This is a genomic window from Levilactobacillus hammesii DSM 16381 (genome assembly GCF_001434395.1).
Classification (GTDB): Bacteria; Bacillota; Bacilli; order Lactobacillales; family Lactobacillaceae; genus Levilactobacillus; species Levilactobacillus hammesii.
The window spans coordinates 24,286-50,168 of the sequence record NZ_AZFS01000046.1; the positions used below are offsets into that span (position 1 = coordinate 24,286).

Genomic DNA, 25,883 nt, shown 5'->3' on the forward strand with positions numbered 1-25,883 from the left:
ACACTAGAGATGATCGTGAGTAGCGATCATCTTTTTTTTTGACTAAAATGCGCATTAATCACTAATCAAGGAGTGCATAAATCACGATGAAAAGCTTTATTTTTGATATTGATGGGACGCTACTGGATACCGAGGCCATGTATATCAAGTCGCTTCAGGCCATCCTGCATGAACGCGGCATGGATCGCCCCTACGCCGAATTGGCGACGACCTTTGGCATTCCTAGCCGAGACGCACTGATTCGCCTGAAGGTTCCTGATGTTGCCGAGGTATTAGCTCTGTGGGGACCCCGGACCCAGGAATATCGGGAGACGGTCGCCGTGTATCCCGGGGTAAAAGATGCCCTGCAACAGTTAAAGGATGCGGGTGCTAACCTAGCTGTGATGACGTCTAAGCAGCGCTTTGAGTATGAGCGAGATGTCGTTGGATTTGGACTTGCTGATTACTTTACGCAGCATGTCATTGCTGAGGATGTTGCGCAGGGCAAGCCGGCACCAGATGGCATCCTACTTGCCATGGAACGCCTGCATGCCGATCCAGCGACAACGGTTTACGTTGGGGATACGGATTATGACGTGCGGGCCTCACGGGCGGCACAGGTCACCTTTGGCTTTGCGGGATGGAATGGTAAGCACCCCAACGGTTTTACACCAGATGTGACGTTTAATCAGCCACAGGAGATGCTGCAGTTGCTGTAAAGTGGTTGGATGGCGTGTTTTGTGCTATATTTGAGTTGAGCGGTAACACCGCTAATAAGGTTACAACAAAAAGGGGTGGCAAAATGTTTGCCATAATCGTCACAGGTCACGGCGCGTTTGCCCGTGGCATTCTACAAAGTGCCGAGATGATCTTCGGTAAGGCGCAAAAGGTCGTGGCTGTCACATTGGCAGCAGACGAAGGCGTCGAAGATTTGGTCAATCATTATCGAGCTACGATACAAGAAATGCAGCCGGTGTCCGAGGTCCTATTTCTGGTGGATCTGTGGGGAGGCGCACCATTTAATGCGGCACAACAAGTGGTGGCCCAGGCACCTGGAAAGTACGGTCTGATTGCCGGGGTGAACTTGCCAATGCTGATTGAGGCCTTGGCCGTTCAAAAGCAGCCCTTAGCGACCGCAATTTCACACTTGGAACAGGCCGCCCAGGGCGGGATTCGTCATCTGGACTTAAATAGCACCGAATAATGAGCGCGTATAGTGAAAGGCTGGGACGACTGTCCTAGCCTTTTTTGATCATCAAGTGGGGATTACGATTGGATTTTGATGAAGGCCTCGGGCGGGTGTTTGCTGGGGAGATACCGGTTGTCACGTTCCTGGTGTTGGTGGCGGAGAAACTGACGAAGTCGTGTGATTACGGTCAGTGGCAACGCTTGAAGTTGGGAAACGGTATACATACGGATCACCCACCATTCACTTGATTTGGTAGCTTAACTCTAGCATACTGAGCACGATTGTTCACGCCATGAACCTTATAAATAATATTATGAACCGTCAGGGGAAATCTCGTTGCGTTGCAGGCATTTTAGTGGCTTAATCGTTATCTTGTTTGCTATAATCACCCTTTAAAAAGTTAAAGGGGATGATTTGAATGCTCACAGCGCTAAACACTAAAATGCGGTTAAACCTCTGGGGCCTCGCCGCGACGCCCATCCTACTCAGCTTGGGGGTCTTCGGCCGCATCCATGGCTGGGCGGTCAATTGGCTGTGGATGGCGGTTACCAGTGCCATCGCCTTAAGCTGGCAATTCGGTCTACCGGCTTTTCGTCAATTCTTTGGTAAACTCGCACGTCGTAGTTGGCTAACGATTCCGGGTGTGATGGTGATGAGTTTAGTCCTGACCTTTAGTGCGGCGGTTATTGGGAAGAGCTTTCACCTGCTACACCTCAATGCCAATCCAACCGGGGCCGTTTTACAGAACCACAGCCTATGGTCAAACCTAGGCGACCTGTTGCAAATAGCGGGGCAAATTTTGGGAGAAGAAATTTTTACCGCCGCCATTGCTTTGCCGATCTTTTACCTCGTTGTGCGGCGATTCTCAGAGCGCACGGGCTGGTGGATTAGTTGCCTGGTCAGTGCGGTGGTCTTTGGCGGCATTCACCTGACAACCTACAATTGGGACCTCTACCAATGTTTTATCGTCATCGGACTGACCCGTCTGCCGTTTAATGAGGCCTGGCGCAGAACGAACAGTTTGTGGGGTGGGGTAATCGCCCACGTTTTGTACGACTACTTATTATTAGCCAAGAATCTGTTTTAGCACGGTTTGCCAAAGGTTGCAGCGGATCTGAACACATCAGAAAAACCCAGGAATACAATTCTCCGATCGAGAATTGTATTCCTGGGTTTTAACAAGGTTGTCCGCTGATCGCTAGTTGATCGTAATTTGATCACGGCCATGACGCTTAGAATAGTAAAGATTTTGATCCGCACGACGGTAAAGATCGAGTTGATTTTCATCGGTCGTTGGAAACTGTGTGACACCGGCGGAAATACTAATATCAATGTCATTGCCGGCGTGATGGAACTGGGCGTCGTGAATGGCTTGGGCAATCGCGGCAACGTGAGCACTCGCTTGGGCAGTCGTGTAATTGTTGAAGATGATGGTGAATTCTTCACCACCCGTTCGATAGAGTTTTAAGTCCGGGTCAATCGTCTTCAACTGTTGTGTGATGAGGCGGGCAACGTTGGCGAGCACGTAATCACCCGCCAAATGGCCGTAGGTATCGTTGACGTGCTTGAAGTGATCAATATCAAAGAGCATTAAGGTTAACGGTTTTTGGTGAAGGCCTGCAGACTCAAAGTCTTGGCCAAACTCATTTTTAAAAGCATAGTAATTGCGAACGTGGGTCAATTCGTCAAAGTTGGTGGTGTAGGTGAGTTGGGCAATGGTATTCGCACCGGCCAAGACAGAGTTAATGTAGACGAACGTGATGGTCATGAAGAAGAAGCTAAAGAGAATTTCCCAGGCAACCGTGGCGAAGCTCAGTTCAAATCGGAATTTAAGGACTGACCACATCGCAGTTGCGAAGACGAGGTTGACCAGCGTATAATCGCTAAAATTGCGCCACTCGTTGGCATGCCGATGCTTTTTAATGAAGGTCATCGCGAAGTAAAGGCCAAAGTAAATCGGGGCAAAAACCCAAGCCAGGCCGATGTCTAAGGTTCCGTTGAACCCCATGTAGATCAGGATTAGCAGCCCCAATTGCCACGGTCGTATATTTAACTCTAAAAAATAACTCACGAAGATCACAGCGAAGACTTGGAAATTCACGAAGACCCACCCGTTTGATGTGCCTTCAACGGTGAGTTGCGTGCTGATAATGAGTAGCATCATGTAGATGACACCCAGGATGGTTTGAATCCGAGTGGTATTAACATGATCGTGCCGTTTTTCGAGGTATTTAATGAGTTTACTGGTCATGAACCAGTAAAGGGTGAGGACACCTAGTAGGAAGAACACACTGGTTAAGGCGGGTGTCACAAACCATTTAGACCAAGTCATTCATCGTCATCCATTCTTTTTAGATTTTTCCCGGGGAACCGGTGAGTTGGGGGGAAATAAAAGAGTCTGGGAATGATCCCAAACTCCGGGTGCAAGTTAAGCAATTGTGACGCGATCGCGCCCGTTTCGTTTCGAAAAATACAAGTTCTGATCCGCACGGCGGTATAGATCTAGTTGATTCTCATCGCCGGTCTGAAGTTGCGTGACACCAACAGAAATGCTAATGGCAATTTCCTGATTAGCGTGTTGAAAGTCACCGTTCTTCACGGCTTGTGCAATGGCATCAATGTGCGTGCGGGCCTGGTCGGTCGTGTAGTGGTTGAAGATGATGGTGAACTCTTCCCCACCGGTCCGATACAGTCGCAAGTCAGGATCAATCGTGGCCAGTTGTTTGGTAATCAGCTGGGCTACTGTATTGAGCACGTAATCGCCAGCCAGATGACCGTACGTATCATTGACGTGCTTGAAGTGATCGATATCAAAGAGCATCAGTGTCAGTGGCCCGTGTTCCTTTTGGGCGCCTGAGAAGCTACAGCTGAAGTCATTTTTAAAGGCGAAGTAGTTGCGAACGTGGGTGAGGTCATCGAAGTTGGTCGTGTAGGTCAATTTCGCCAGGGTTGACGCGCTATCAAATAAGGAATCCACGTAGAAATACATAATCGTTAACAGAACAAAACTAAACAGAATTTCCCAGCCCATCGTGGCCCAATGCAAATCAAAGCGGACCTTCGTGATGCCCCAAAGTATCACTGAAAAGATGAGGGTTGCGGAAGCGTAGTCAGCAAAATCGCGCCACGAGCCGTGCCGATGCAGCCTGATCTGTTTTAACGTGAAGTAGAAGCCAATGTAAACAACGGCAAAGGCCCAAGGCAACCACGACCCTAAGTTACCATTGACCAGCATAAAGAGCAAGGTTGCGGCGGCCAGTTGCCACAGTCGAATCTGCAACATCAAAAAGTAGCTGACAAAGACAATCGCGAAGATTTCAAAGTTGGTGAAGACCCAGCTGTTGACGGTGCCATTGACCGCTGCCTGTGTCAAAATCAACAGAAGGAGCATGTAAATGATCCCAACGGCCGTTCGAACTTTAGGCACATCAACGTGCTTACCGCGTCGTCCGAGATATTGAATTAATTTATTGGTCATAAACCAATAGAGGGTCAGGACGCCCAATAGAAAGAAAATACTAGTGAATGCGGGCGCCACGAACCATTTGGACCAAGTCATGTTAGTCATCCGTTCTTATAATGTATGTGTGCTAAAAATATACGCTGCTTATATATTAACTCACGAAACTTAACTACACTATATATATTGATGAGAATTTACTGAAAATAAGGAGCTGGTCCCAAACAATGCGTTCGAGCCAACTCCTTAAGCTAAACGAGACTGGGTTTGCCGTAAAGATAACCTTGGTGTAAAGAAATACCAAATTGTTTAGCCAAAGCCTGATCCTTAGCGTCTTCGACCCCTTCCAATACCATTTGTAACCGGTAGTGTTTGGCAATCTTAGACCAAAAGGCCAATGATTCTGGAATATCAGCTGCCCGATTTTCCATCCGTAAATTTTGCATAGCAAATTTAATCTCATCCACGTATGGCAGTAGGTGCTGGATATTATCGTAGGTATTCGAGCCAGTGCCAACATCATCTAACACTAATTTGATGTCATGTTGATGCAAGGCCAGACTAAAGAGCTGAACCTCGGGCAGCGTAGGCGCCTCGGTAAGTTCGATGGTCAGGGCCGCGGGGCTAATCCGTTTCTTTAGGGCAATCACGGTGCCCAAGGTAAAGGGATCACGCAATTGCTGGTTATTGAGATTAAACGCCAGGACTTGCTGATTAGTTGCGGTATGCAGAGCCGTTACCGTTTGCTCTAGCAAGGCCGCTTGATCGGAAACGGAAATATCCGTAAAGTGTTGTGGCAGCACCCAGGATTGATCTTGCTGCTTGCGCAGGAGGACTTCATAGCCAAATACTTTGTGATCATCCTGATTGATTTGTGGCTGGACAAAAAAACGATACATTTGAGTCGACTCCTTTAAATGGACGATTTAGTAGGTACCCTTATTTTAGTCCTTTTTAGTGAAAGTACAACGCCATATATGTTTTAGTGTTGCTAGTGATTTACATTTAGACTAAAAAAGGGCGTAGACCAGCGACCCGCTTGACGAGTTACCCGGCTTACTTTTAAATTTGGGCCGGATATTGGAGCCTGCGGAGATACCCAACAGGTTAAATTAAGCGTTGTAAAACTAAAAGATGCGGGCTAAGCCGACCGTACAGTGAAGCATGTATGCGCTTGGTCATACTGCTTAGCTAAGGGAAAGTACTGGTCATACCTATTCTAGCAACAACAATCAGCCAGAAACTGGACAACATGGTGGTCTTTTCGCCTTACCGGTCAGCAGATATGGTCTGGAACGGGGCGAACACAACTTGAAGCCTCGAAAGAGCCGAGTCTACAAGCTTGGTTTTCTACTAAGCCAGTAAGAAAATCACTTACTGACTAAGTAGAACGACGCGCCTGAGACCATATCTGCCGACCTCTCGGCTTACACAGTATTCTTAGTTGACTGTGATGATGATTGTAGCAGTCGTGATTAGTTGAACTCCGAAGTGTTAGGTAGTCGACACTTACAGCTATTTTCGTGATAAAACACAATCAGCGCCGGAGGAGGACAGGGATGGAGCCAGCCGTGAAGGTGTTGTTAACTGGCGTTTTTTTAGCCAGTTTACAACACGGGCGACTTGGGAGATACGTGATTTTCGTAGCTTCAAAGCGAGCGAGAAGACTGGTGGCCTTCCAGGCTGAAGCGTCCTCACAGCAGGCGGAATCCCTGGCAGCCGCAGTGCGCCCAATTTAGACTTAATTTAATGGTGCAAATACTTATCAATACTGGACGACGATAGATATTTCATCTTCCAATCCCTTACTGGTTAAAAATGAACCAAAAAAGACGCCATCGCAAGGATGACGTCATCTGTGAATCTGTGATTAATAACCGTAGTTGCCATTGTTGGCAGAAGAACCGTAGCCAGAATTAGTGGTGTCATAGCTGGTGTCCGTCCCGTAGGCCGTGGTATCAGCATCAGACGTGAAGTTCTTGGTCTCCGCTAACTCCAGTGTCTTACGGATGTGGTTGGAAACCTTCTTTAACTCAGCGTTAGTGGGGACTTGGTAAGAAAGACCATCAATCATGGCATCCTGTCCCTGTAACGTTTCGGACTTGATATGGTGAGAGGCGTCGCCGTACTTGGCCCGGATCTGCATGAGGTCATCGAAGGTCAAGTCGGTCTTCAAGTTCCCGTTAAGCGAGGTCAAAATTTGTTGGTAACGCGTCAACGAGGTTAACCCTGCAGCCTTAACGACCAGCTTTTGGAGAACCTGTCGTTGCCGCTTTTGCCGACCGTAGTCACCCAAGGGATCTTCATGTCGCATCCGGGAGTAAGCCAAGGCTTGTTTCCCATTCAGATGGACTTTCTTTCCCTTGGTGACGTTGGCTGACCCGTAGTGGAAGGTCAATGGCGGCGTCACATCAACACCGTTAACGGCATCGACCATCTTTTCCAAGCCACCCATGTTAACGATGGCATAGAAGTCAATGGGGATGTCGAGGAGGTTCTCAACCGTCTTAACAGCCGTCTTAGGGCCGCCAATCGTGTAGGCAGCGTTGATCTTCTGTACGGAAGCGTTGACGCCCGAGCCAACCGTTACCCGCGTGTCCCGTGGAATACTCGTCAGGTACGCGGTTTCCTTAGTTGGGTTAATGGTCGCGACCATCATGGTATCGGTCCGGCCCATGTCGGAACGGCCCAGTGCCCCGGTATCCGTTCCCATTAAGAGAATGGAGAAGGGCTTGTTTTTCTTTAAGACGGCCGAGACATTACGACTCTTAGCGGCCTTGGATGACTCATAGGTCTGACTGAAGGTCTTCTTGGCGGAGTTCCAGGCTTGATAGCCGTAAGCCAGACCACCAGTCAGCATGACCAGCAGGGCAATGACGATCGTCCACATGACGGGACGATGGGGGTGAACTTGCGGCGTTTTAAAGTGTGAATTGCGATCGGCGCGCCGGTCATAGACCTGTTCGAAATCCTCAGGTGACCGTTGCCGTCTACTTCCATTGTTATCGTTTGGCATAGTTATTTCCTCATCCTCATTAAGATCTTTGTATACACGCTACTGGCGCTCACGACAGCTGAACATCGGCGCTAGCCAGTTCAATCAGATTTTAGCAGTTCCCCTGGAAATCTGATTTGCGGACTCAATTAATTTATTAGACCACAAAAAAGGCCATTCGTAAACGCTTGGTCACCTTAAAACGGGGTGGAATTCCGGTCAATATAGAAGATAAATGCGGATTCCTGAAGCTTGTCAAGGTGAGCTTAGACTTGGTATACAGCCATTTGTAACCGGTTACGAATTCGAGGGAAGCGAGACCCGTGCTATAATGGGCCAAGTTAGTTAAGAAACGTTAATATTTTATGATGATTGGCGGGAGGAAGTCTCATGGCCGTCTTTGTGCGTAGCGTCTCAGGTGTCTTAATTATCCTGGTGATGATTGGTTTAGGTTATATTCTTTCCCGTCGTGGCTGGTTCGATGAACAGTCTCGACGGCTAATTGCCCGCCTGGTGACGCAGATTGCGTTGCCGGCTTATATGATCAGTACAATTACGACCCAGTTTTCGGCGGCGACGTTAAAGTCAACACTGCCGGATCTGCGGTTTCCAATTGTGTCTATGCTGATCATGTTTGGCCTGTCGGTGATTGCCTTTCATGGCTTTAAAGTTCATCCCGCACGACGGGGGCTCTTTGAGGCGATGTTTGCCAATTCCAACACGGTCTTTGTGGGCTTGCCCGTCAATGAGGCGTTGTTTGGACCCAAGAGTATGCCGTTCGTCCTGGTCTATTACATGGCGAATACGACGTTCTTTTGGACGCTAGGGGCCTACCTGATTCAACGTGATGGTCAGGGCTCGGCAAAGTTTAATCTGGTGACGACGTTAAAGAAGATTTTCTCGCCACCGCTGCTGGGCTTTATGCTCGGTGTGGTACTGGTGCTGCTGGACATTCAGCTGCCGACTTGGATCATGAAGGACTTTAGTTACGTCGGGGGATTAACCGTGCCGTTGTCGATGATTTTCATTGGAACGGCGATTGCCGGGGCGGGGGTACAAAATATCCGCCTCAACCGTGACAGTCTCGGGATTCTTTTCGGCCGATTTTTAGTCGCGCCCACGTTAATGGCCTGTTTAGTCATTCCAACGCCAATGCCATTATTAATGAAGCAAGTCTTTATTTTACAAGCGGCGATGCCCGTCATGACCAACGCCCCGGTAGTGGCTAAGCTCTACCACGCGGATACGGATTATGCGGCCATCATGGTAACCGAAACGACCCTCCTAAGTTTAGTGGTGATTCCGATTCTGATGGTTATCGTCCAACAGATTCACTAGTCGATGCAGGTTTTACATAGGGAGGAACTAGGTTCGTTTTGAGAAAAACGTTGTTGTATATCGCATTTTCAACTTTGATGTTTAGTTCGATGGAAATCGCTTTGAAGGCGGCTGGTGGAGCATTTAATCCCATCCAGCTTAACCTGATTCGTTTCTTCATCGGGGGTGTTGTTCTGTTGCCTATCGCGCTACGGGCGCTGAGCAAGCAGCAACACCATCTGACGCGCTCCGATTGGGGACTCTTCTTCCTGACCGGATTCGTCTGCGTGATTGTGTCCATGACGCTGTATCAACTGGCTATTTCAGTCGATGAGGCATCAACGGTCGCTGTTCTGTTTAGCTGCAACCCCGTCTTTGCTTTGATCTTCTCCTACCTCATTTTGCATGAGCGGATGGGGCGAGCTAACTTAATTGCCGTTGTGATTTCGATTATTGGCTTAATCGTGATCGTGAACCCCGCACATTTGACCAATGCGGTTGGGCTTAGCCTGGCTATTGGGTCTGCGTTGACCTTTGGGTTATACAGCATTGTGTCCCGGTGGGGCTCTGTTCGGCACCACTTTAATGGGATTATCATGACGTGCTTTACGTTCTTTGCCGGTTCATTTGAACTCTTATTACTGATGTTGGCGAGTCACATTCCCGCAGTTGCTGGGGGAATGCGGCAGGTGTCATGGCTCAGTCAGTTCGCTGCGATGCCAATTCTGAAGAACGTTAGCTTAAATTACTTCTGGCTCCTGTTCTTCATTGGTGTTTGTGTCACCGGTGGTGGTTTTGCCTTTTACTTCTTAGCCATGGAACGTTCCGATGTCTCCACGGCTTCCCTGGTCTTCTTCATCAAGCCAGGATTGGCACCTATCTTGGCCGCATTGCTGATTCACGAACGGATTTTGACCAATACCATTGTTGGGATTGTCATTATCTTATTGGGGTCCGTCGTCACCTTTATGGGGAACCGGGTCAAGTCTCGGGAATCTCAATTGGCGGATCAGGAAGCCACCGTTCCAGCCAGCGATTTCCAAGAAGCGACGCCACAAACAGCCGCAGCCAAATTGCGTGAACGTGCTGAGGCTCACGTGAAGTCTTCTTCAACGGAATCTACGGATTAAATTTAAATTGAATGTTAAACGAAGAACTGCGCTGAGGCGTGGTTCTTTTTGGTTAGCAGGGGTTTTATCGCCAACGGCGGACGGGTCAAACCGGCCTTCCGTGATTTCTTGCACAAATTAAGCGAAACCGTGCGCCGCCTATGTTATGATTGTCGTGGTAATTCACAGAGAGAAAGGGAGCGTGACGAATGGCAACGCTGGTTATTTTACGGCATGGGGAGAGTGTCGCTAACCGTGATAACATTTTTACGGGGTGGAATGATGTCCCGTTGACGGCCAAGGGACGCCAACAGGCGCAGGCGGCCGGTAAATTAGTAGCACAGACTGGGCTGCAATTTGGGGCACTCCACACCTCCATGCTCCAACGGGCAATTGTCACGTCCAATCTCGTGCTTGAGGCCATCGACCAGCTTTATATTCCAGAGTATAAGTCCTGGCGGTTGAATGAACGTCATTATGGGGCCTTGCGAGGAAAAAATAAGGACAAAGTGCGTGAAGAGGTTGGCGAGAAGCAGATCAAGATTTGGCGGCGGAGTTTCAAGACGGTACCGCCACTGCTGGATCACATCACGCAGGACCGCCGTTACGATCGCTTTGGTCCCCACATTGAGCCGCTGGGTGAAAGCCTCGAGATGGCCTATCACCGGTTGATGCCTTATTGGGTGGATCAGATTGCCCCCCGCCTGTTGGACGGGCACAATCAGCTTGTCGTGGCCCACGGGAGCACGTTACGCGCCCTGATTAAGTACTTAGATGGCGTGGCCGATGCCGACATCAGTCAGGTGGAAGTCGCGAATGGAGAACCCATTCAATACGACTTTGACGATCGGCTGAACGTCCTTCGTAAATTAATATTGTAATATTTAGTTAACAAATTACTAAGATATTTAGGTTGGCCGACACAATTGGCAGAATTGATTGTGTTTGGTCAGCCTTTTCGTATAATCAGAAGCAGGGGACTTTTCCTTGAATCTCATTTGGAAGGTGGCTGGGGGTTAGTCATCCCAATTCAGAGGGCTAGGGCGTTGTTTGGTGGAGACGACGTGCTGGCTGGTGGCTAATCAACAGCCGATATTTCAAAGTTAAAGGTGTAAGGAAGTCTGACTTTAAGGGGGATTGAGGATTTTGAATAAGCGCAATTTGGGGCATTGGGGCATCTTATTTGTCGTGGTCTTGGGGATCAGCGGCGTGGTCTTTGGGATGCACGTCTTAGATACCAATGATCAGCAGACCATGCGGACCACGAATAAGTTACACGCTAAGCAGACGCGGCAGGAGATTGCCTACGATGCCTTGCGTAGTGCCCAACAACGGACTAATAAGAAGAAAAGCGCACTGGATAAAAAGAACCTGGGCAAGAAGACACCCAAGTTTTCGGCTAAGTTCACCAAGGATTTGAAGGCCAAAAAGTTTGTAGGCACGGCTTTAGTGGTGAAGAATAATAAGGTCGTTTATCAACGGTCCTTCGGCAAGGCCAACGCTAAAAAGCACAAGGCCAACCAAGCCACCTCACAATTCCTGATTAATTCCATTCAGAAATCGATGACGGGGATTTTGGTGATGCGGGCTGCTCAAGCGGGGCAATTACATTTAACCGACAAACTCAGTAAGTATTACCCGCAGATTAAGGGCAGTAACAAAGTAACGCTACGGCAAATGTTGGACATGGAAGCGGGGATTACGGGCGAATTGAAACCCGAAACAACGCTGACCGAACCGGCCGTCTATAAATACGCGAGTCAGCAGGCCAAGATCAATCCGGCCAAGATTAATCAATTTAACTACCAACCCATTAGCTACACGTTGTTAGCTGGCATCTTGCGGAAAGTGACGCATGAATCCTACTATCAACTGTTCTACGAACATGTGGTCACGCCGTTGAGCTTGAACCATACCAGCTTTGCTCAGTTAAAGCATACGGGCACCACGATTGGCTATAGTGGCACGGTTCCTGGCAACTACTCACAACCGCACGTGCCGTCCGCAAAGGACATGGCCGTGCAGATTGCCACCGGAAATGCCACGATGTCGGCCGGTGATGTCTTCCGAACCGAACGGGCGATTATTCAAGGGACGCTGCTAAAGAAGGCCGGTGGGGCGAATACGCTGCATCGCAGTGCGAGCATGACGGCCCACTATGCTGGTGGCCTCTATCACCTCGACCGCATTGGCTACTATGGTCATGGTGTGGGTGATGACTATGAAGGCACCTTCGTCCTGAGTCGCAATGGTAAGACGGGGGTCATCCTGCTGTCGAATAACTACTATAAGCGGGGGATGTATCCAACCTGGTCGACGGAAGACTTGGCCATGAATACGTTCCGCAATGTGGTTGCCGTTAATAAGTTGTCTTAATTCTAGTTGAAACAACGTTTAATGAAAGAGATTAGTTTAGCCTGAGAGAAGTTCTCGGGCTATTTTTGTGCAGGTCGTGCGGCATTGATCGTTAATAATTGAGCAATGTCGAAAACGATTTCATTTCACCACGATCATCATGAACGGCCACCAGAAATAGTCCATTAATCAGTGTCCTGACGGCGTTTTTGACTGGAATGAGGATTAACCAGTCGTTGTTAAATTCAGTAACTCTTCCTATCTTATTAACCAGGTAAAATACATTTAACGCTTTCATTGTGAAATAGGTTGTTGTATAATTCTACGAGTTCGAAAAGTTAGTTACACAATTCACTTATTGGCATAAGGAGAGTGGGAGAAATGACCGTTTCTGTAAGTTGGATCGGGGCTTTAATTGGGTTAGCCCTAGCCATTATTCTAATTTTAAAGAAGTTAAACCCCGTGTATTCACTGTTATTGGGGACAATTGTCGGTGCCTTGATTGGTGGCGCCAATTTAACACAAACAGTGAACATCGTTGTGACAGGTTCACAAAGTGTGATGGGGACCGTGGTTCGGGTGCTCGCTGCCGGCGTATTTGCCGGGGTGATGATGGAATCCGGCGCGGCCAATGCCATTGCCCGCGGCATTGTGAACAAATTTGGAGAGAGCCTGGCGATCCTGTCGTTAGCGCTGGCCACCATGATTATTACGGCGGTGGGGGTCTTTATCCCAGTGGCCGTCCTGATTGTGGCCCCAATTGCCCTAGAAGTGGGGAGTCGGATGAAGATTTCTAAGCTAGCATTGCTGGTCGCACTGTCCGGTGGGGGAAAGGCGGGGAATATCATCTCGCCCAATCCCAACACCATTGCGGCGGCCCACGGATTCCATTTGGAACTCAGTCAGCTGATGGTGGCCGACTTTATTCCCGCCGTGTTTGGGTTAGTGGCGACGGTCTTGATTGCCACGTTACTACGGCATCACGGAACCCTCGCGACTATGGCCGATGTACAGGCCAATCAAGCGCAGGGGGACGCTCAGGAAGCCACCGCGTTGCCTTCCTTGGGCACGGCGATCGTGGCGCCCCTGTTGGCCGTGATTTTATTGTTACTGAATCCAGTTGGCAACGTGCTTCACATTGGTTTACTGGAAAAGTTCAATGTGGATGCGATGTACATTTTGCCACTGGCTGGATTGATCGGCATGTTGGCGATGCACCAGGGCAAACAGGTGCTGGCCTACACCAAGGCTGGTATGGCGCGTATGACGGACGTGGTCTTGATCTTGATTGGTGCCGGGGCCATTGGCGGTCTTATCACGACCTCGACATTGCCAGCGGTCATCGTTCATCTGATTAAGGTTTCCGGCATCTCGGGCACCTTCCTGGCCCCGATTGCCGGGATCTTGATGGCGGCTGCGACGGCCTCGACCTCGACCGGGGTTATCCTGGCCACTGGGTCGTTTGGCAAAGCCATCCTGGCCTTTGGTACGGCACCGCTAGCTGCGGCTGTCATGGTGCATACGGGGGCCACGGTGATCGATCACCTGCCACAAGGAAACTACTTCCACGTGACGGCGAACGCCATGAACATGACGCTGAAGGAACGGATGCAGTCAGTACCTTACGAAACGGCCGTTGGGTTAACCATGACGGTCGTGGGTGTCGTGATGTTTACGCTGTTCTAGCGAACGAGAGGAAAGGATGAGCGGACGATGAAATTTGTAATTGCACCAGATTCTTTTAAGGGCAGTCTCACGGCGAAGCAGGCCGCGGATGCCATCTATACGGGGTTAAAACGAGTCTTTCCCACCGCCGATTATGAGATTGTCCCCATGGCGGATGGGGGCGAAGGCACGGTTCAGTCGCTGGTGGATGCAACGCAAGGCAGCTTCCGGCATGCCGAGGTGTTGAATCCCTTAGGGCAGACCGTTTCTGCCGAGTATGGACTCCTGGGGGATCACCAGACCGCCGTCATCGAAATGGCGGCGGCCAGTGGGATTCAGTTCGTGGATGAGACCACTAAGAATCCGCTCGTGACCACCACTTACGGCACGGGGCAATTAATGTTAGATGCCATGCACCACGGGGCCAAGGAGATCATCATTGGTATTGGCGGCAGTGCCACAACCGATGGAGGTCAGGGGATGGCCGAAGCGTTAGGAGTCAAATTCTGTGATGCCGCTGGTCAGCCAATTTCACGTGGCGGGGGTGGCCTGGCCGACCTGGCTACGATTGACCTGAGTGGCATTGATCCGTTGGTTGCGCAAACGAAGATCCGGATTGCCTCCGACGTGACCAATCCGCTCGTGGGACCCAAGGGCTCGGCCGCGGTATTTGGGCCACAGAAGGGCGCGACACCGGCAATGGTTAAGACGCTAGATGCCAATCTTGCCCACTACGCAGCTGTGATTAAGACGACGCTGGGCCGGGACTTGGCGGACTTTCCAGGTGCCGGGGCCGCTGGTGGCCTGGGTGCGGGACTGCTTGCGTTTACCGATTCCAGTATGGAAAAGGGCGTTGAAATTGTGGTTCGTGAAACCCATCTCAAGGATCGGGCCGTGGGCGCTGACTACGTCTTCACGGGTGAAGGCGCCATTGATTTTCAGACGCAGTACGGCAAGACCCCGATGGGAACGGCTCAGGCGGTGAAGGCCGTGAGTCCCCACGCTAAGGTAATCGGCGTGGCCGGCAACGTTGGAGAAGGCATCGACCAGCTCTATGATTTAGGAATTGATGCGATCTTTGGCATCTTACCGGGTATCGTCGATTTACCGACCGCCATCAAAACCGGTCAGGAAAACCTGGCCCGGACGGCGGAGAATATTGCCCGGGTTATTAAATAAACGAAAAACATGTCCGATGCGTCATGCTTCGGCACCCTCATAGTCAAAACAAAATCGGCTTTTTCAGGTTATTTCTGAAAAAACCGATTTTTGAGTGGCGTCGCGATTCCATTTGTACCAGATAGGCCAGCCTTGGAGCTTAACTTTTTTAATTTAAAGACCAAATTAATCGTCTATGGGGGAGATTTATGACGTTACCGTATGAAAAATGGTAACATTTTAAATGGAGAAGCTATTTAAAGATTGATACCGAGTCAAAGCTGATTAGCCAGGGGAAGACTGACCAGATGATTTGAGGGGGGGAGTCTTATGATTAAGTTACGCGTGTCCGTTATGGGGCGTATCGTCCTATTAAGTGTGGCGTTGTGTCTGGGGGCCATTGCGGGGACTGGACAGTCTGCGCAGGCGGACAGTCAGGTTCGAACCAAGTTTGCCTTGGCCGATTATCAGGAAAGCAAGGTCAAAGTTGTTCGGAATCGGAATCAGTATTTACGGCGACCAGATAACTATGCTCTGTCCAGCACTTACGAGCAACAGGGGACGTTTCAGACACGGCCCGAGACTTACACGACGGCTAGGGGCAATGCGCCAGCTACGTTAACGACGGCCCTGTATCTGCCGGTGACCGTGCATCGTTCTGGGGATTGGGCCAACCCACAGAGCCTTGTGGTCACGAAGAATGGAAAGACCGCCTATGTGGCTTACTTGGAGACGGGAACGGTCGGCACGGGGTGGCTAGTGAGATATGATTTAGCTAAGTTGCGGCAGAAATTTGGGGCAACAACCACGAACATGGCCCTGATTCGCCGGGCAACGAATGCTGCCTCTAAGGGGAAGTCGTCGCCACGTCAACGGGCCGTTCTTAAAGCCATGACACAGGGACCTAAGTTCGATATCGGTCACGGACAATCGCTGGCTCTGAATCCTAAGAATGGCCAGCTGTGGTTGACACGTTCTGATGGTATTGCAGGCAACTACGGCAGTGCCGTTCGTGTCTCACCGAAAACACTGCGACCAGTGCGGATCGTTGATTATCGCTTGGCAAATAGGAACGGCGTTAGACTAGCCGTGAATAGCACGTTAACGTTTGATAAGCGGGGTTACGCTTATTTTAGCAGTTATAGTGGCCGGCACGGGTTACGCGTCTATCGGGGGATTATGAATGGTCGGGGCGTTCACTTCCGCCTCATCATGCAGAGCTTGGCTTATCGTCCCGGTCAGACACACCAATCAATTGCTTACAATGCCAAGAGTGATCGCCTGTATTTTGTCAGTGACGACGCGATCTCGTCAGTTCCTTTAGCCAAGCTGATTAAGCGCCAGGTTAAGCCACGAGACGTGCAGGCAACGGTCTTTAACAGTCAACGGGAGTTTGAGGCATTGGCCTTCACGGGGAGTGGCCAGAGCTATGTGTTGCTCAACCGGGGACCGGAATTGCTCCAGCTTAAATTTTGAGGTTTAGTCAGCCATCGATGATGCTCTAAATGAGAATAAAAAAATTCCGAGACCTAGGCCTCGGAATTTTTTGGTTCATCATTTTAAAGTTAAGCCAAAGCACCCATTGGATCCCAAGGTGCTAAGACCGTTGGTTCTTCAGTTTCCTGAGTCTTCTTTAAGTCGTCAGGCAGGAATTGTTTGTTCACAACGACTTGGTAGCAGTATTCGTCCATCCAAGCGTCACTCATGACGAAGTAACCCTTAGTACCGACCTTTTCACCCCAAGAGTTTTCAACCTTCCACTTGGTTGGTTGGCCATCGACTAAGTCGACACCAGTCAAGACCATGGCGTGGGTCATCATGCTTTCGCCGTAATCGAGGCGTTCTGCCTTGGTTGTGGAGAAGTCGATGTTGAAGAGGGCATCCTTGTCGTAGAACTTGGTGTCCATGATCCCCTTTTGCCGTTCTGAGGATTGACCAACATCACAACCGAACCAAACGGATTGACCCGCTTGCAGTTGCTTGATGGCTAAGGCCTTGAAGTCCTTCATCGTCACGTTTAAGTGTTTAACTTGACGGCCATTGACCACGTTACCCAGCATTTCAACCGTGTAGGTGTGGTTGTAAGGCTTGTCAGCGGTTGGTGCGTTGATGATGGAGACGTAATCGGACAGGTCCCAGTTGACGTACTTGTCAAAGAAGGACTTCGGCGTTAAGCCCTTGTCGATGTGGTAGTTCTTGTCATCGTCGCGGTATTCAAAATCAAATTCGCTGACGGGTTCGCCCAGTGAGAAGCTCAGTAAACGGTAAACTTCGCCGAGCATCTTGTCCTTGGCTGCGGCGATGTCATCGTCACTAGCCTTGTCGGCAACCAATTTCCGTAAGGTCACAGCGTCCTTACGCAACTTTAAGTTCAGAGTGCTGTTAAGTTCGCTAGACTTGGAACTGTTGTAGGTTTCGGGCATAACGGACTTAGGCACGATCCCGTACTTTTCAATGATGGCACACAACATGTCCCATTGACCCCCGTCTTGTTGTGGGGTCGCCATTAAGAAGGCGACCTTCCGGCTAGACGTTGGTTGGTCAGCAGTGGCCAAGACGTTTTCGTAGAAGTAGTTGGCTTTTTCAAATTTGTCCCAGAAGTTGGTGTAGTTTTGAGATAATTCAAAGTCACTTAAGTTAAATAGGTCGGCTAAATGATGACGCATGGTGTTCAATGCGGCAAACATCCAGCAACGGCCACTTTGCTTTTGGTTGGCAACTTTCCCGGTGTCCAAATCAATGGAGAAGACGGGAGTCATGTCGGTTTCGGAAGCATAATCGGCAGACGTTGCTAAGATCCCTTGGTGGCTGACGGCGCGTTCCAAGACCTTTGCGGTGGGGTCGGCAGCTAAAGTTTGTTGATAACGGGCGGTTTGATCCGCCGTGATTTCTTTACTCAATGACGTCACTCTCCTAACTTATTTCTCTCATTGTACTCCAATATTCTCATTTTTTGTATAGATACCCAAAAAGTTGCTTAAAAAATGAAGGGTATGAATTTACTTCATGGCCTTGATATTTAGGCGGCAAACTAAAGGAGCGCCGCGATACGAAAGGTATCGTGGCGTCCTCATTTAGAAGTTAATGAGCTTTAGCCAGCCAATCCAGCTGACCAAAAGTTAACCCGTTTAGTCGTAATTAAGGTGCTTGTCCTGATCGAGGGCGTTGATTTCAGCAATTTCTTCGGTCGTCAAATGGAAGCCGGAGATTTCGAAGTTTTCCCGAACTCGAGCTGGCTTTGAGGACTTAGGAAAGACCACGAAGCCCGTATCAACTTGCCACCGTAAGACAATTTGGGCGGGTGACTTGCCGTATTTGTCGGCTAATTTTGCAATGACCGGGTCTTCGAGAATCAAGTGGCCGTGACCGATTGGGGAGTAACCTTCATTGACCAGACCGTTGTCCGTGTCGAATTTGCCTAAATCGGCTTGTACCTTGTAAGGGTGCCGTTCGATTTGGTTGACCATGGGCTTAACCTTAGCCATGGCAAAGACTTTTTCGAGTTGTTCCTTAGAGAAGTTGGAGACACCAATGGCCCGAACCTTCTTTTGTTGGTAGAGGGTTTCTAAGGCGCGCCAAGTATCCAAGGTCAGGTCGAAGTCTTCTTCATTAGGCCAGTGGATCAGGTAAAGATCCAAGTAATCTAACTGTAAGTCAGCCAACGTCTTGTCAAAAGCAGCCAGGGTCTTGTCGTACCCCTGATCAGCGTTCCACACCTTGGACGTAATGAATAGGTCGGACCGGTCGATACCGGAAGCCTTAATCGCTGCACCCACGGCTGGTTCGTTGCCGTAAATGTGTGCGCAGTCGAGATGCCGGTAACCAGCATCCAAGGCCGTCTTGATTGATGCGGGGACGTCCTTACTATCAATTAAGTAAGTTCCAAATCCTAACATTGGGATGGTAACGCCGTTGCTTAATTGTGTCGTTTCCATGTAATTACCTCGCTCTTCAAATATTTAGAATCTTAACGCATATAACCATGATACACTACTGGGCAGTCAGTTTCATGGATGGAAACTTGCGAGCTGTGAATGAATTGACTGGGAGGTGTCGTGAAACGGTGAAGCCTTGCTCGGTCTCGCTATTTTAGCCCGGGTAGGCTAGTTTTTCTAATATAAAGTCACAAGCCGGGAGAAATTAGCATGCTGAATCTGAGAGATTCCATCGTCCACTTGATTGATTTTGCCATCTTGATTGCCATTGGGGTAGGGATTATTTGGCGGTTGTTGACGCCTAAATAAGCAAATGAAAAGGGTCACCCGTGATTTCCATGTGGAAGTCGCGGGTGACCCCTTAAACTTTAATGATATCTAGAATTAGTCGCGTGCGTTCAAGACTTCTGGTCCGTCTTGGCGACCCACGATTACCGTGTTGACCGTGTCTAAGAACAGACCGTGTTCAACGACACCCACGATGCCGTTCAACGTGTTGGCAAGTTCGTGGGGATGGTCAATCCGACCTAAGTGAAGGTCGATGATGTAGTTTTTGGAGTCAGTTAGGACGTGGGTCCCGTCTTCCTTCATCCGGAAGGTTGGGTGCAAGTCCATCTTGTCTAATTTTTCCAAGACGTGGCTGGAGCCAAATGGAATCACTTCTAGTGGCAATGGGAACTTGCCCAAGTGGTGAACCATCTTGCTTTCATCTACGATCCACATGTTTTTCGTGGAGTTGATGGCTACAATCTTTTCCCAGAGGTGAGCGGCACCGCCACCCTTGATACCTTGGAAGTTGTCATCGATTTCATCGGCACCGTCGATGGTTAAATCAAGGTGGTCGACTTCGTCAAGTTGCTTGATGGTGATCCCCAGAGATTCGGCTTGTTCAGCGGAACGGTCTGACGTGGCTACCCCAACAATGCTGAGGCCTTCTTCTTTGACGCGCTTCCCTAAGGCGTCAATCATGTAACGAACGGTTGAGCCGGTCCCGATTCCTAAAATCATGCCATCTTCAACGTACTTAACGGCTTCTTGGCCAACAAGGGCTTTTAATGCGTTTTGATCCATCTTAACTACTCCTCTTCTGTATGTTCTAAGTGTAAGGCAACTGGTCGAATGGCATCCGCACCGTCAACTGGAAGCTGATGGGCTGCCAATTGGTCGGTGGGATGGGTGGCAAAGTAACGTTTGGCGTATGGATCCAATAACTTAATGCGGACGTCGGCGGCAGTTGCCAATTGGGTAAAACGTTTTATCAACTGCTCAGCTAACGTGGCCGCGGGCTGTGCGGGGCGTACAAAGATCTGTTCGAGAACCCAGGTGGATTCATCTAGGGACAGGTAGTGTAGACTCGCTAGTAACCGGTCATCTTCGCTGATGGCAAGTTCGCCCGGATGTTCCGTCATCGTCATGGTTATTTGCTCCCTTCATGACCAATTTTACTCCTTAATTTTGGTCTATCCGCAGGGTCTTGTCAACTAATTTTCGCTGACAGATATTTTTGCTGGCTTTCTGGAGGAAAGGTCGGTACGCTAATAGCAGGTTGATGCAAAAATAGCACCTATTGTAATCTGCCCGTTGGATGTTAAAATTAGCTTTTGCGGGAAAAAAGCAGAAGATGCAGGTACGCCCACAACCGACTATTTTGAAAGTGTGAAGGTTGTGATGGCGCAGATCAAAGAAGTTCGAGACGGCTCTCTAATGGCCGCACAATAATGATAATAAAAGGAGTGTCACGATGCATCGCGGATTTGAGATTGTTAGTAAATATGAGGACCAGAATATTAAAGTTCCTTACCGGACCACACAACAGGCAGCCGGTTATGATTTTGAGTGTGCCGAAGATTTTACCTTGCCTTCTATCTGGCGGCATGACCTGCTTCACGCGTTCAAACGGTTGTGGCAACGGAATCCTTTAACTACCGAAGAGTTGGTTGCGGGTCAACACAATCTGAAACCCTGGTTGGTGCCCACGGGGGTGAAGGCTTACATGGAACCGGGCGAAGTCTTACTACTGGCGAACCGGTCCAGTAACCCGCTGAAACACAATCTGATTTTGCCTAACGGGGTCGGCGTGATTGACGCGGACTACTACAACAATGCCAAGAACGAGGGGGAAATCTTCGTTCAGCTGGTCAATGTGGGGCTGAAAGACGTTGTGATCAAGAAGGGGCAACGGATCGCTCAGGGGATCTTTATGCCGTTCTTACTGGCTGATGGTGAGCGGATTCCCAGTCAACAACGAACCGGTGGATTTGGGTCGTCGGATCGCAACTAAATCTTTACGTTTCAACTGATAGACTAGTGGGGAATTACCCCCTAACTATGCTAAAATAAAAGTGCTGAAAACAAACGGATCAGGGGGATGAACGTGGCTAAAACGAAAACGAAATTTGTCTGTCAAAATTGTGATTATAGTTCTCCCCGTTACCTGGGTCGCTGCCCCAATTGTGGGGAGTGGAACACGATGGTGGAAGAAGTGGTGACGCCGGCCGCCGCCAAGCCGCAGTCAACGCGGACCACCATGACGGGGGAACACTCTAAGCCCCAGCTAATGAATGAAATCAAGCACACCACCGAGATGCGGGTTAAGACGCAGATGAACGAACTCAACCGCGTGTTGGGTGGTGGGATCGTGCCAGGGTCATTGATCCTGATTGGTGGGGATCCCGGCATCGGGAAATCCACGCTACTCTTGCAGGTGTCTGGTCAGCTCAGTGCGACCGGTGGCAAGGTGCTTTACGTGTCCGGGGAAGAAAGTGCTTCGCAGATCAAGATGCGAGCGGATCGTTTGGTGGTCAATAGCGATCACCTGTACCTCTATCCGGAGACGGATATGGCCAGCATTCGGGCGAATATCGAAGAGATGCAGCCAGATTACGTCGTGATTGATTCCGTTCAAACGATGCAAGCACCCGGGATTGAGTCCGCGATTGGTTCCGTTTCTCAGATTCGGGCGGTCACGGGTGAACTCATGCAGATTGCCAAGACCAATGGCATTACCATCTTCGTGGTGGGGCATGTCACCAAAGGCGGCGCAATCGCTGGGCCTAAGATTCTGGAACATATGGTGGATACGGTGCTCTACTTCGAAGGGGATCTCCACCATACGTACCGGATCTTGCGTGCAGTTAAAAACCGGTTTGGCTCAACCAACGAATTGGGAATCTTCGAAATGCGGGAGGGCGGCCTCTATGAGGTGGCCAATCCGTCGGAGATCTTCCTGGAAGAACGGCTGAAGGACGCAACGGGTTCCGCTATCGTGGTGTCAATGGAAGGGACGCGGCCGATCCTGGTTGAAGTTCAAGCCTTGATTTCGCCGTCCGTCTTTGGGAATGCCCAGCGGACGTCCAGTGGCCTGGATCGCAACCGGGTGGCCTTACTCATGGCCGTACTGGAGAAACGGGCGAACCTGATGTTACAAAACCAGGATGCCTTCCTCAAGGCGGCCGGTGGGGTTAAGCTAGACGAACCCGCCATTGATTTGGCCATTGCCATGAGCATTGCGTCCAGCTACCGGGACACGGCAACCAATCCCAGCGACTGTTTTGTCGGTGAAGTTGGGTTGACCGGTGAGATTCGGCGCGTGAGTCGGATTGAATCACGGGTTGCTGAGGCCAAGAAGCTCGGCTTTAAGCGAATCTTTGTGCCGAAGAACAACATGCAAGGCTGGACAGCACCGGCTGGCATCGAGGTGGTCGGGGTCTCGACACTCCGCCAGGCACTCAAATTGGCTCTAGATATTTAAGCAGTTAACGATTTAAGTGGTGAGCGTTAGACTTAGCTAGGAGACTTAAAATCAAGGCAACAACGCGAAGGGAGGTGAACGTATGCGTAAGAAAACAGTTATTCTCGTGATCTTTGCCATCTTGGGTGGCGTCATGGGGGTCGCTTATCTTTCCCGCTTCTGGCACGTGATCGGTGTCACCAGTCCGCTGGTCAACAATGCCTTAGTCAACATTTTAATTGGTGCAATTATTTTCCTTATTCTGGGTGTGCTGTTCGCGGGACTGATTATGCGCGTGGTGGGTAAGTTAGAAGCTTACTTGAACCGGCAAAACCCGATGACGATTCTTTTCGGTAGCTTGGGCGCTATTATCAGTTTAGCCCTCGCCTTGCTGATTTCATCGTTTCTATTCCGGGTGCCATCGTTCTTTATTGGGACGGTGATTCCTTGGATTTTGATGCTACTTTTTGGTTATTTAGGCTTCCGGATTGGGACCCGACTCAGTAAGATTCGGGTCGAAGAATGGCGCAAGTTGTTCCAGTCGCGGAGCAAGAAGGCCAGTGAAGAAGAATCTAAGAAGGTCATTGACAAGCCGGCAGAGCCGAACTTCCATCATTACAAGATCTTGGATACCAACATCCTTATTGACGGTCGGATCTACGACTTAGCGAAGACGGGCTTCCTTGAAGGAACGCTGTTAGTGCCCAACTTTGTGTTGTATGAATTGCAGTATATCGCGGATTCCAGCGATTCCATCAAGCGAGTTCGGGGTCGCCGGGGTTTGGATATTTTAAACAAGTTACAAAATGAAAACATCATGCCCATCGAAATGTACGAGGGCGACTTCGAGGATATTCCGGAGGTTGATAGCAAATTAATCCGATTGGCCAAGGAAAACGGTGGGGTCATTGTCACCAATGACTACAACCTGAATAAGGTGATTCAGTTCCAAAATGTTCAGGTCTTGAACATCAATTCCTTAGCGAATGCTTTAAAGCCACGCGTGATTCCGGGTGAAAACCTCCACGTGATGGTGGTGAAGAACGGGACGGAACGGCAACAAGGGGTGGCTTACCTCGACGATGGCACGATGGTGGTTGTTGAAGATGGAAAATACTTTATCAACAAACAACTGGATGTCGTGGTAACGAGTGCCATTCAGACTGACGCAGGTCGGATGATCTTCGCCAAGCCCGTCCACTCGAGTCGTAACATTGAAGAAGATGCTAAAAAATCGACGAATAAGTCGAAACGGTCACGTTAACCGTGGGTGATTTCGCGAATTTCAGAAAGATTAAGGGACATACCTTTATTTTTCCGGATGAGCATTGTACACTTAGAGCAATGTGTCATGTAACAGTTAACACCTAAAATACGTAAATAATGGAGAAAGAGGCGCAAACGTTTTGGCGAAAAATTCAATTCGGGTTCGGTACGCACCGAGTCCTACCGGTCATTTGCACATTGGTAATGCCCGGACAGCGATCTTTAATTACTTATTTGCCCGGCACAACAAGGGTAAGTTCATCATCAGAATCGAAGATACCGATACGAAACGGAACATCGCGGATGGTGAAAGAAGCCAATTAGAAAACTTGAAGTGGTTGGGTTTGGACTGGGATGAAGGTCCCGATGTTGGTGGTGACTACGGTCCTTACCGGCAATCCGAACGGCGTGACATTTACACGCCACTCATCCAACAATTGTTAGATGAAGGCAAGGCTTACGAATCTTACCGGACGGAAGAAGAATTACAAGCCGACCGGGAAGCCCAAAAAGCACGCAAGGAAATGCCACACTACGAATATGAATACGCTGGGATGGACGAAGACGAAAAGCAAGCCGCTATCGACGCCGCTAAGGCTAAGGGCTTGAAGCCAGTTATTCGTTTCCGCGTGCCTAAGGATGAAATCTTTGCTTGGGACGACATGGTTAAGGGCAACGTTTCCTTTAACTCCGATACCATCGGTGGTGACTTCGTCATTGCTAAGCGTGATGGAATGCCAACGTACAACTTTGCCGTTGTCGTTGACGACCACAAGATGGCCATCAGCCACGTTTTCCGTGGCGACGACCACGTGGCCAACACGCCTAAGCAATTGATGATCTACCAAGCCTTTGGTTGGGAAGCCCCTAAGTTTGGGCACATGAGCCTGATCATCAGCAAGGATACCGGTAAGAAGTTATCCAAGCGTGACGAATCCGTGCTTCAATTCATCGAACAATACCGTGACCTGGGTTACTTACCAGAAGCCATGTTCAACTTCATTCTGTTGTTGGGCTGGTCACCAGTGGGTGAAGATGAAATCTTTAACCGGAAGCAATTCATCAAGATGTATGATGAAACCCGCTTGAGTTCATCACCTGCCACGTTTGACAGTGACAAGCTGGAATGGTTGAACAACCGTTACGTCAAGGATGCTGATGACAGCACCGTCATGGACTTGGCCTTGAAGCAATTAATCAAGGCGGGGAACATCCCAGCTAACCCAGATACCAACACGATCGAATGGTCGCGTCAGTTGATCAACCTGTACAAGCGTCAAATGAGTTACATGGCACAGATCAACGATATGGCCTCCGTCTTCTTCGAAGAACCAGAACAAGTGACTGGCGACGCCTTAGAAGAAATCAGCAATGACACGGCCCCTGTTGTTTTGAAGGCCTTTGCTGCAGAGATCGAAAAGCTGGACCTGTTCGATTCCGTTGAAATCTTCCACGTAATCAAGCGTGTTCAAGCACAGACTGGGATCAAGGGTCGTCAATTATGGATGCCAATCCGAATTGCCGTTACCCACGAAATGCACGGTCCAGAATTACCTGAATCAATTGAATTAGTCGGTCGCGAGACTGCATTACAACACATTCACCAAACTTTAGCACAGCTCGAAGGCTAATGTTTTGGTAAAGAAGCCGGATGAGGGGCCATTAGCCGCTCATTCGGCTTTTTGCTAACCGCTCGGATATGCTACAATGGAGCTAACTCATTCG

General features: G+C 49.5%; 22 protein-coding genes. 14 read left to right on the forward strand and 8 right to left on the reverse strand.

Going from position 1 to position 25,883, the window contains the following annotated elements; all coding sequences use genetic code 11:
* Nucleotides 1-86: 86 nt before the first annotated feature.
* The 3 genes from FD28_RS04060 (at nt 87) to FD28_RS04070 (ending at nt 2,255) form a co-directional block, all read left to right on the forward strand.
* Nucleotides 87-698, forward strand: coding sequence for an HAD family hydrolase (locus FD28_RS04060; RefSeq protein WP_057732853.1), 612 nt, complete (start codon nt 87-89; stop codon nt 696-698).
* 83 nt (nt 699-781) lie between these two features.
* The gene (locus FD28_RS04065; protein WP_057732855.1) at nt 782-1,183 is read left to right on the forward strand and encodes a PTS sugar transporter subunit IIA; all 402 of its coding nucleotides are present in this window, start codon (nt 782-784) and stop codon (nt 1,181-1,183) included.
* Nucleotides 1,184-1,586: 403 nt separating this feature from the next.
* Complete coding sequence (locus FD28_RS04070) at nt 1,587-2,255, forward strand: CPBP family intramembrane glutamic endopeptidase (RefSeq protein ID WP_057732857.1); 669 nt, start codon at nt 1,587-1,589, stop codon at nt 2,253-2,255.
* Nucleotides 2,256-2,366: 111 nt separating this feature from the next.
* On the opposite strand, the gene FD28_RS04075 is transcribed toward FD28_RS04070, so the two are convergent.
* From FD28_RS04075 to FD28_RS04095, 4 genes are all read right to left on the reverse strand, one after another.
* A complete protein-coding gene (locus FD28_RS04075) occupies nt 2,367-3,500 on the reverse strand; it encodes a GGDEF domain-containing protein (RefSeq protein WP_057732859.1) in 1,134 nt (377 codons plus the stop codon).
* 96 nt (nt 3,501-3,596) lie between these two features.
* Complete coding sequence (locus tag FD28_RS04080; RefSeq protein WP_235806846.1) at nt 3,597-4,736, reverse strand: GGDEF domain-containing protein; 1,140 nt, start codon at nt 4,734-4,736, stop codon at nt 3,597-3,599.
* Nucleotides 4,737-4,879: 143 nt separating this feature from the next.
* Nucleotides 4,880-5,527, reverse strand: coding sequence for an EAL domain-containing protein (locus FD28_RS04085; protein ID WP_057732863.1), 648 nt, complete (start codon nt 5,525-5,527; stop codon nt 4,880-4,882).
* 971 nt (nt 5,528-6,498) lie between these two features.
* Nucleotides 6,499-7,644 carry an LCP family glycopolymer transferase gene (locus FD28_RS04095; RefSeq protein ID WP_057732867.1) on the reverse strand — a complete coding sequence of 382 codons (1,146 nt, stop codon included), beginning with the start codon at nt 7,642-7,644 and terminating at the stop codon, nt 6,499-6,501.
* Nucleotides 7,645-8,013: 369 nt separating this feature from the next.
* Here FD28_RS04095 and FD28_RS04100 point away from each other — a divergent pair, with 369 nt between their 5' ends.
* From FD28_RS04100 to FD28_RS04130, 7 genes are all read left to right on the forward strand, one after another.
* Nucleotides 8,014-8,961 (forward strand): AEC family transporter, encoded by a 948-nt coding sequence (locus FD28_RS04100; RefSeq protein ID WP_057732868.1) that lies wholly within the window; start codon nt 8,014-8,016, stop codon nt 8,959-8,961.
* A 38-nt stretch (nt 8,962-8,999) separates the two neighbouring features.
* The gene (locus tag FD28_RS04105; protein WP_057732870.1) at nt 9,000-10,070 is read left to right on the forward strand and encodes a DMT family transporter; all 1,071 of its coding nucleotides are present in this window, start codon (nt 9,000-9,002) and stop codon (nt 10,068-10,070) included.
* A gap of 188 nt (nt 10,071-10,258) precedes the next feature.
* Nucleotides 10,259-10,930, forward strand: a complete 672-nt coding sequence (locus FD28_RS04110) for a 2,3-bisphosphoglycerate-dependent phosphoglycerate mutase (protein WP_057732872.1) — start codon at nt 10,259-10,261, stop codon at nt 10,928-10,930.
* A gap of 265 nt (nt 10,931-11,195) precedes the next feature.
* Nucleotides 11,196-12,425, forward strand: a complete 1,230-nt coding sequence (locus tag FD28_RS04115; protein ID WP_057732874.1) for a serine hydrolase domain-containing protein — start codon at nt 11,196-11,198, stop codon at nt 12,423-12,425.
* 360 nt (nt 12,426-12,785) lie between these two features.
* Nucleotides 12,786-14,090 (forward strand): GntP family permease, encoded by a 1,305-nt coding sequence (locus FD28_RS04120; protein WP_057732876.1) that lies wholly within the window; start codon nt 12,786-12,788, stop codon nt 14,088-14,090.
* A 27-nt stretch (nt 14,091-14,117) separates the two neighbouring features.
* Entirely contained in the window at nt 14,118-15,248 is a 1,131-nt protein-coding gene (locus FD28_RS04125; RefSeq protein WP_057732878.1) for a glycerate kinase family protein, read from the forward strand.
* A gap of 309 nt (nt 15,249-15,557) precedes the next feature.
* Nucleotides 15,558-16,703 (forward strand): hypothetical protein, encoded by a 1,146-nt coding sequence (locus tag FD28_RS04130; RefSeq protein ID WP_057732879.1) that lies wholly within the window; start codon nt 15,558-15,560, stop codon nt 16,701-16,703.
* Nucleotides 16,704-16,792: 89 nt separating this feature from the next.
* Here FD28_RS04130 and FD28_RS04135 read toward each other — a convergent pair whose 3' ends face one another.
* The 4 genes from FD28_RS04135 to FD28_RS04150 form a co-directional block, all read right to left on the reverse strand.
* The gene (locus FD28_RS04135; protein WP_057732881.1) at nt 16,793-18,127 is read right to left on the reverse strand and encodes a C1 family peptidase; all 1,335 of its coding nucleotides are present in this window, start codon (nt 18,125-18,127) and stop codon (nt 16,793-16,795) included.
* A 228-nt stretch (nt 18,128-18,355) separates the two neighbouring features.
* Nucleotides 18,356-19,162 (reverse strand): aldo/keto reductase, encoded by an 807-nt coding sequence (locus FD28_RS04140; RefSeq protein ID WP_057732883.1) that lies wholly within the window; start codon nt 19,160-19,162, stop codon nt 18,356-18,358.
* A gap of 384 nt (nt 19,163-19,546) precedes the next feature.
* The gene (gene rpiA, locus FD28_RS04145) at nt 19,547-20,233 is read right to left on the reverse strand and encodes a ribose-5-phosphate isomerase RpiA (protein ID WP_057732885.1); all 687 of its coding nucleotides are present in this window, start codon (nt 20,231-20,233) and stop codon (nt 19,547-19,549) included.
* A gap of 5 nt (nt 20,234-20,238) precedes the next feature.
* Nucleotides 20,239-20,577: an N-acetyltransferase gene (locus FD28_RS04150; protein ID WP_057732887.1), complete on the reverse strand. Its 339-nt coding sequence runs from the start codon at nt 20,575-20,577 to the stop codon at nt 20,239-20,241.
* A gap of 326 nt (nt 20,578-20,903) precedes the next feature.
* Between FD28_RS04150 and FD28_RS04155 the strand changes: the two genes are divergently transcribed.
* From FD28_RS04155 to gltX, 4 genes are all read left to right on the forward strand, one after another.
* The gene (locus FD28_RS04155; protein ID WP_057732889.1) at nt 20,904-21,443 is read left to right on the forward strand and encodes a dCTP deaminase/dUTPase family protein; all 540 of its coding nucleotides are present in this window, start codon (nt 20,904-20,906) and stop codon (nt 21,441-21,443) included.
* Between the two features lie 93 nt (nt 21,444-21,536).
* Complete coding sequence (radA, locus tag FD28_RS04160) at nt 21,537-22,913, forward strand: DNA repair protein RadA (RefSeq protein ID WP_057732891.1); 1,377 nt, start codon at nt 21,537-21,539, stop codon at nt 22,911-22,913.
* A gap of 82 nt (nt 22,914-22,995) precedes the next feature.
* The gene (locus FD28_RS04165; RefSeq protein WP_057732894.1) at nt 22,996-24,156 is read left to right on the forward strand and encodes a PIN/TRAM domain-containing protein; all 1,161 of its coding nucleotides are present in this window, start codon (nt 22,996-22,998) and stop codon (nt 24,154-24,156) included.
* A gap of 142 nt (nt 24,157-24,298) precedes the next feature.
* Nucleotides 24,299-25,789 (forward strand): glutamate--tRNA ligase, encoded by a 1,491-nt coding sequence (gene gltX / locus FD28_RS04170; protein WP_057732897.1) that lies wholly within the window; start codon nt 24,299-24,301, stop codon nt 25,787-25,789.
* Nucleotides 25,790-25,883: the final 94 nt, after the last annotated feature.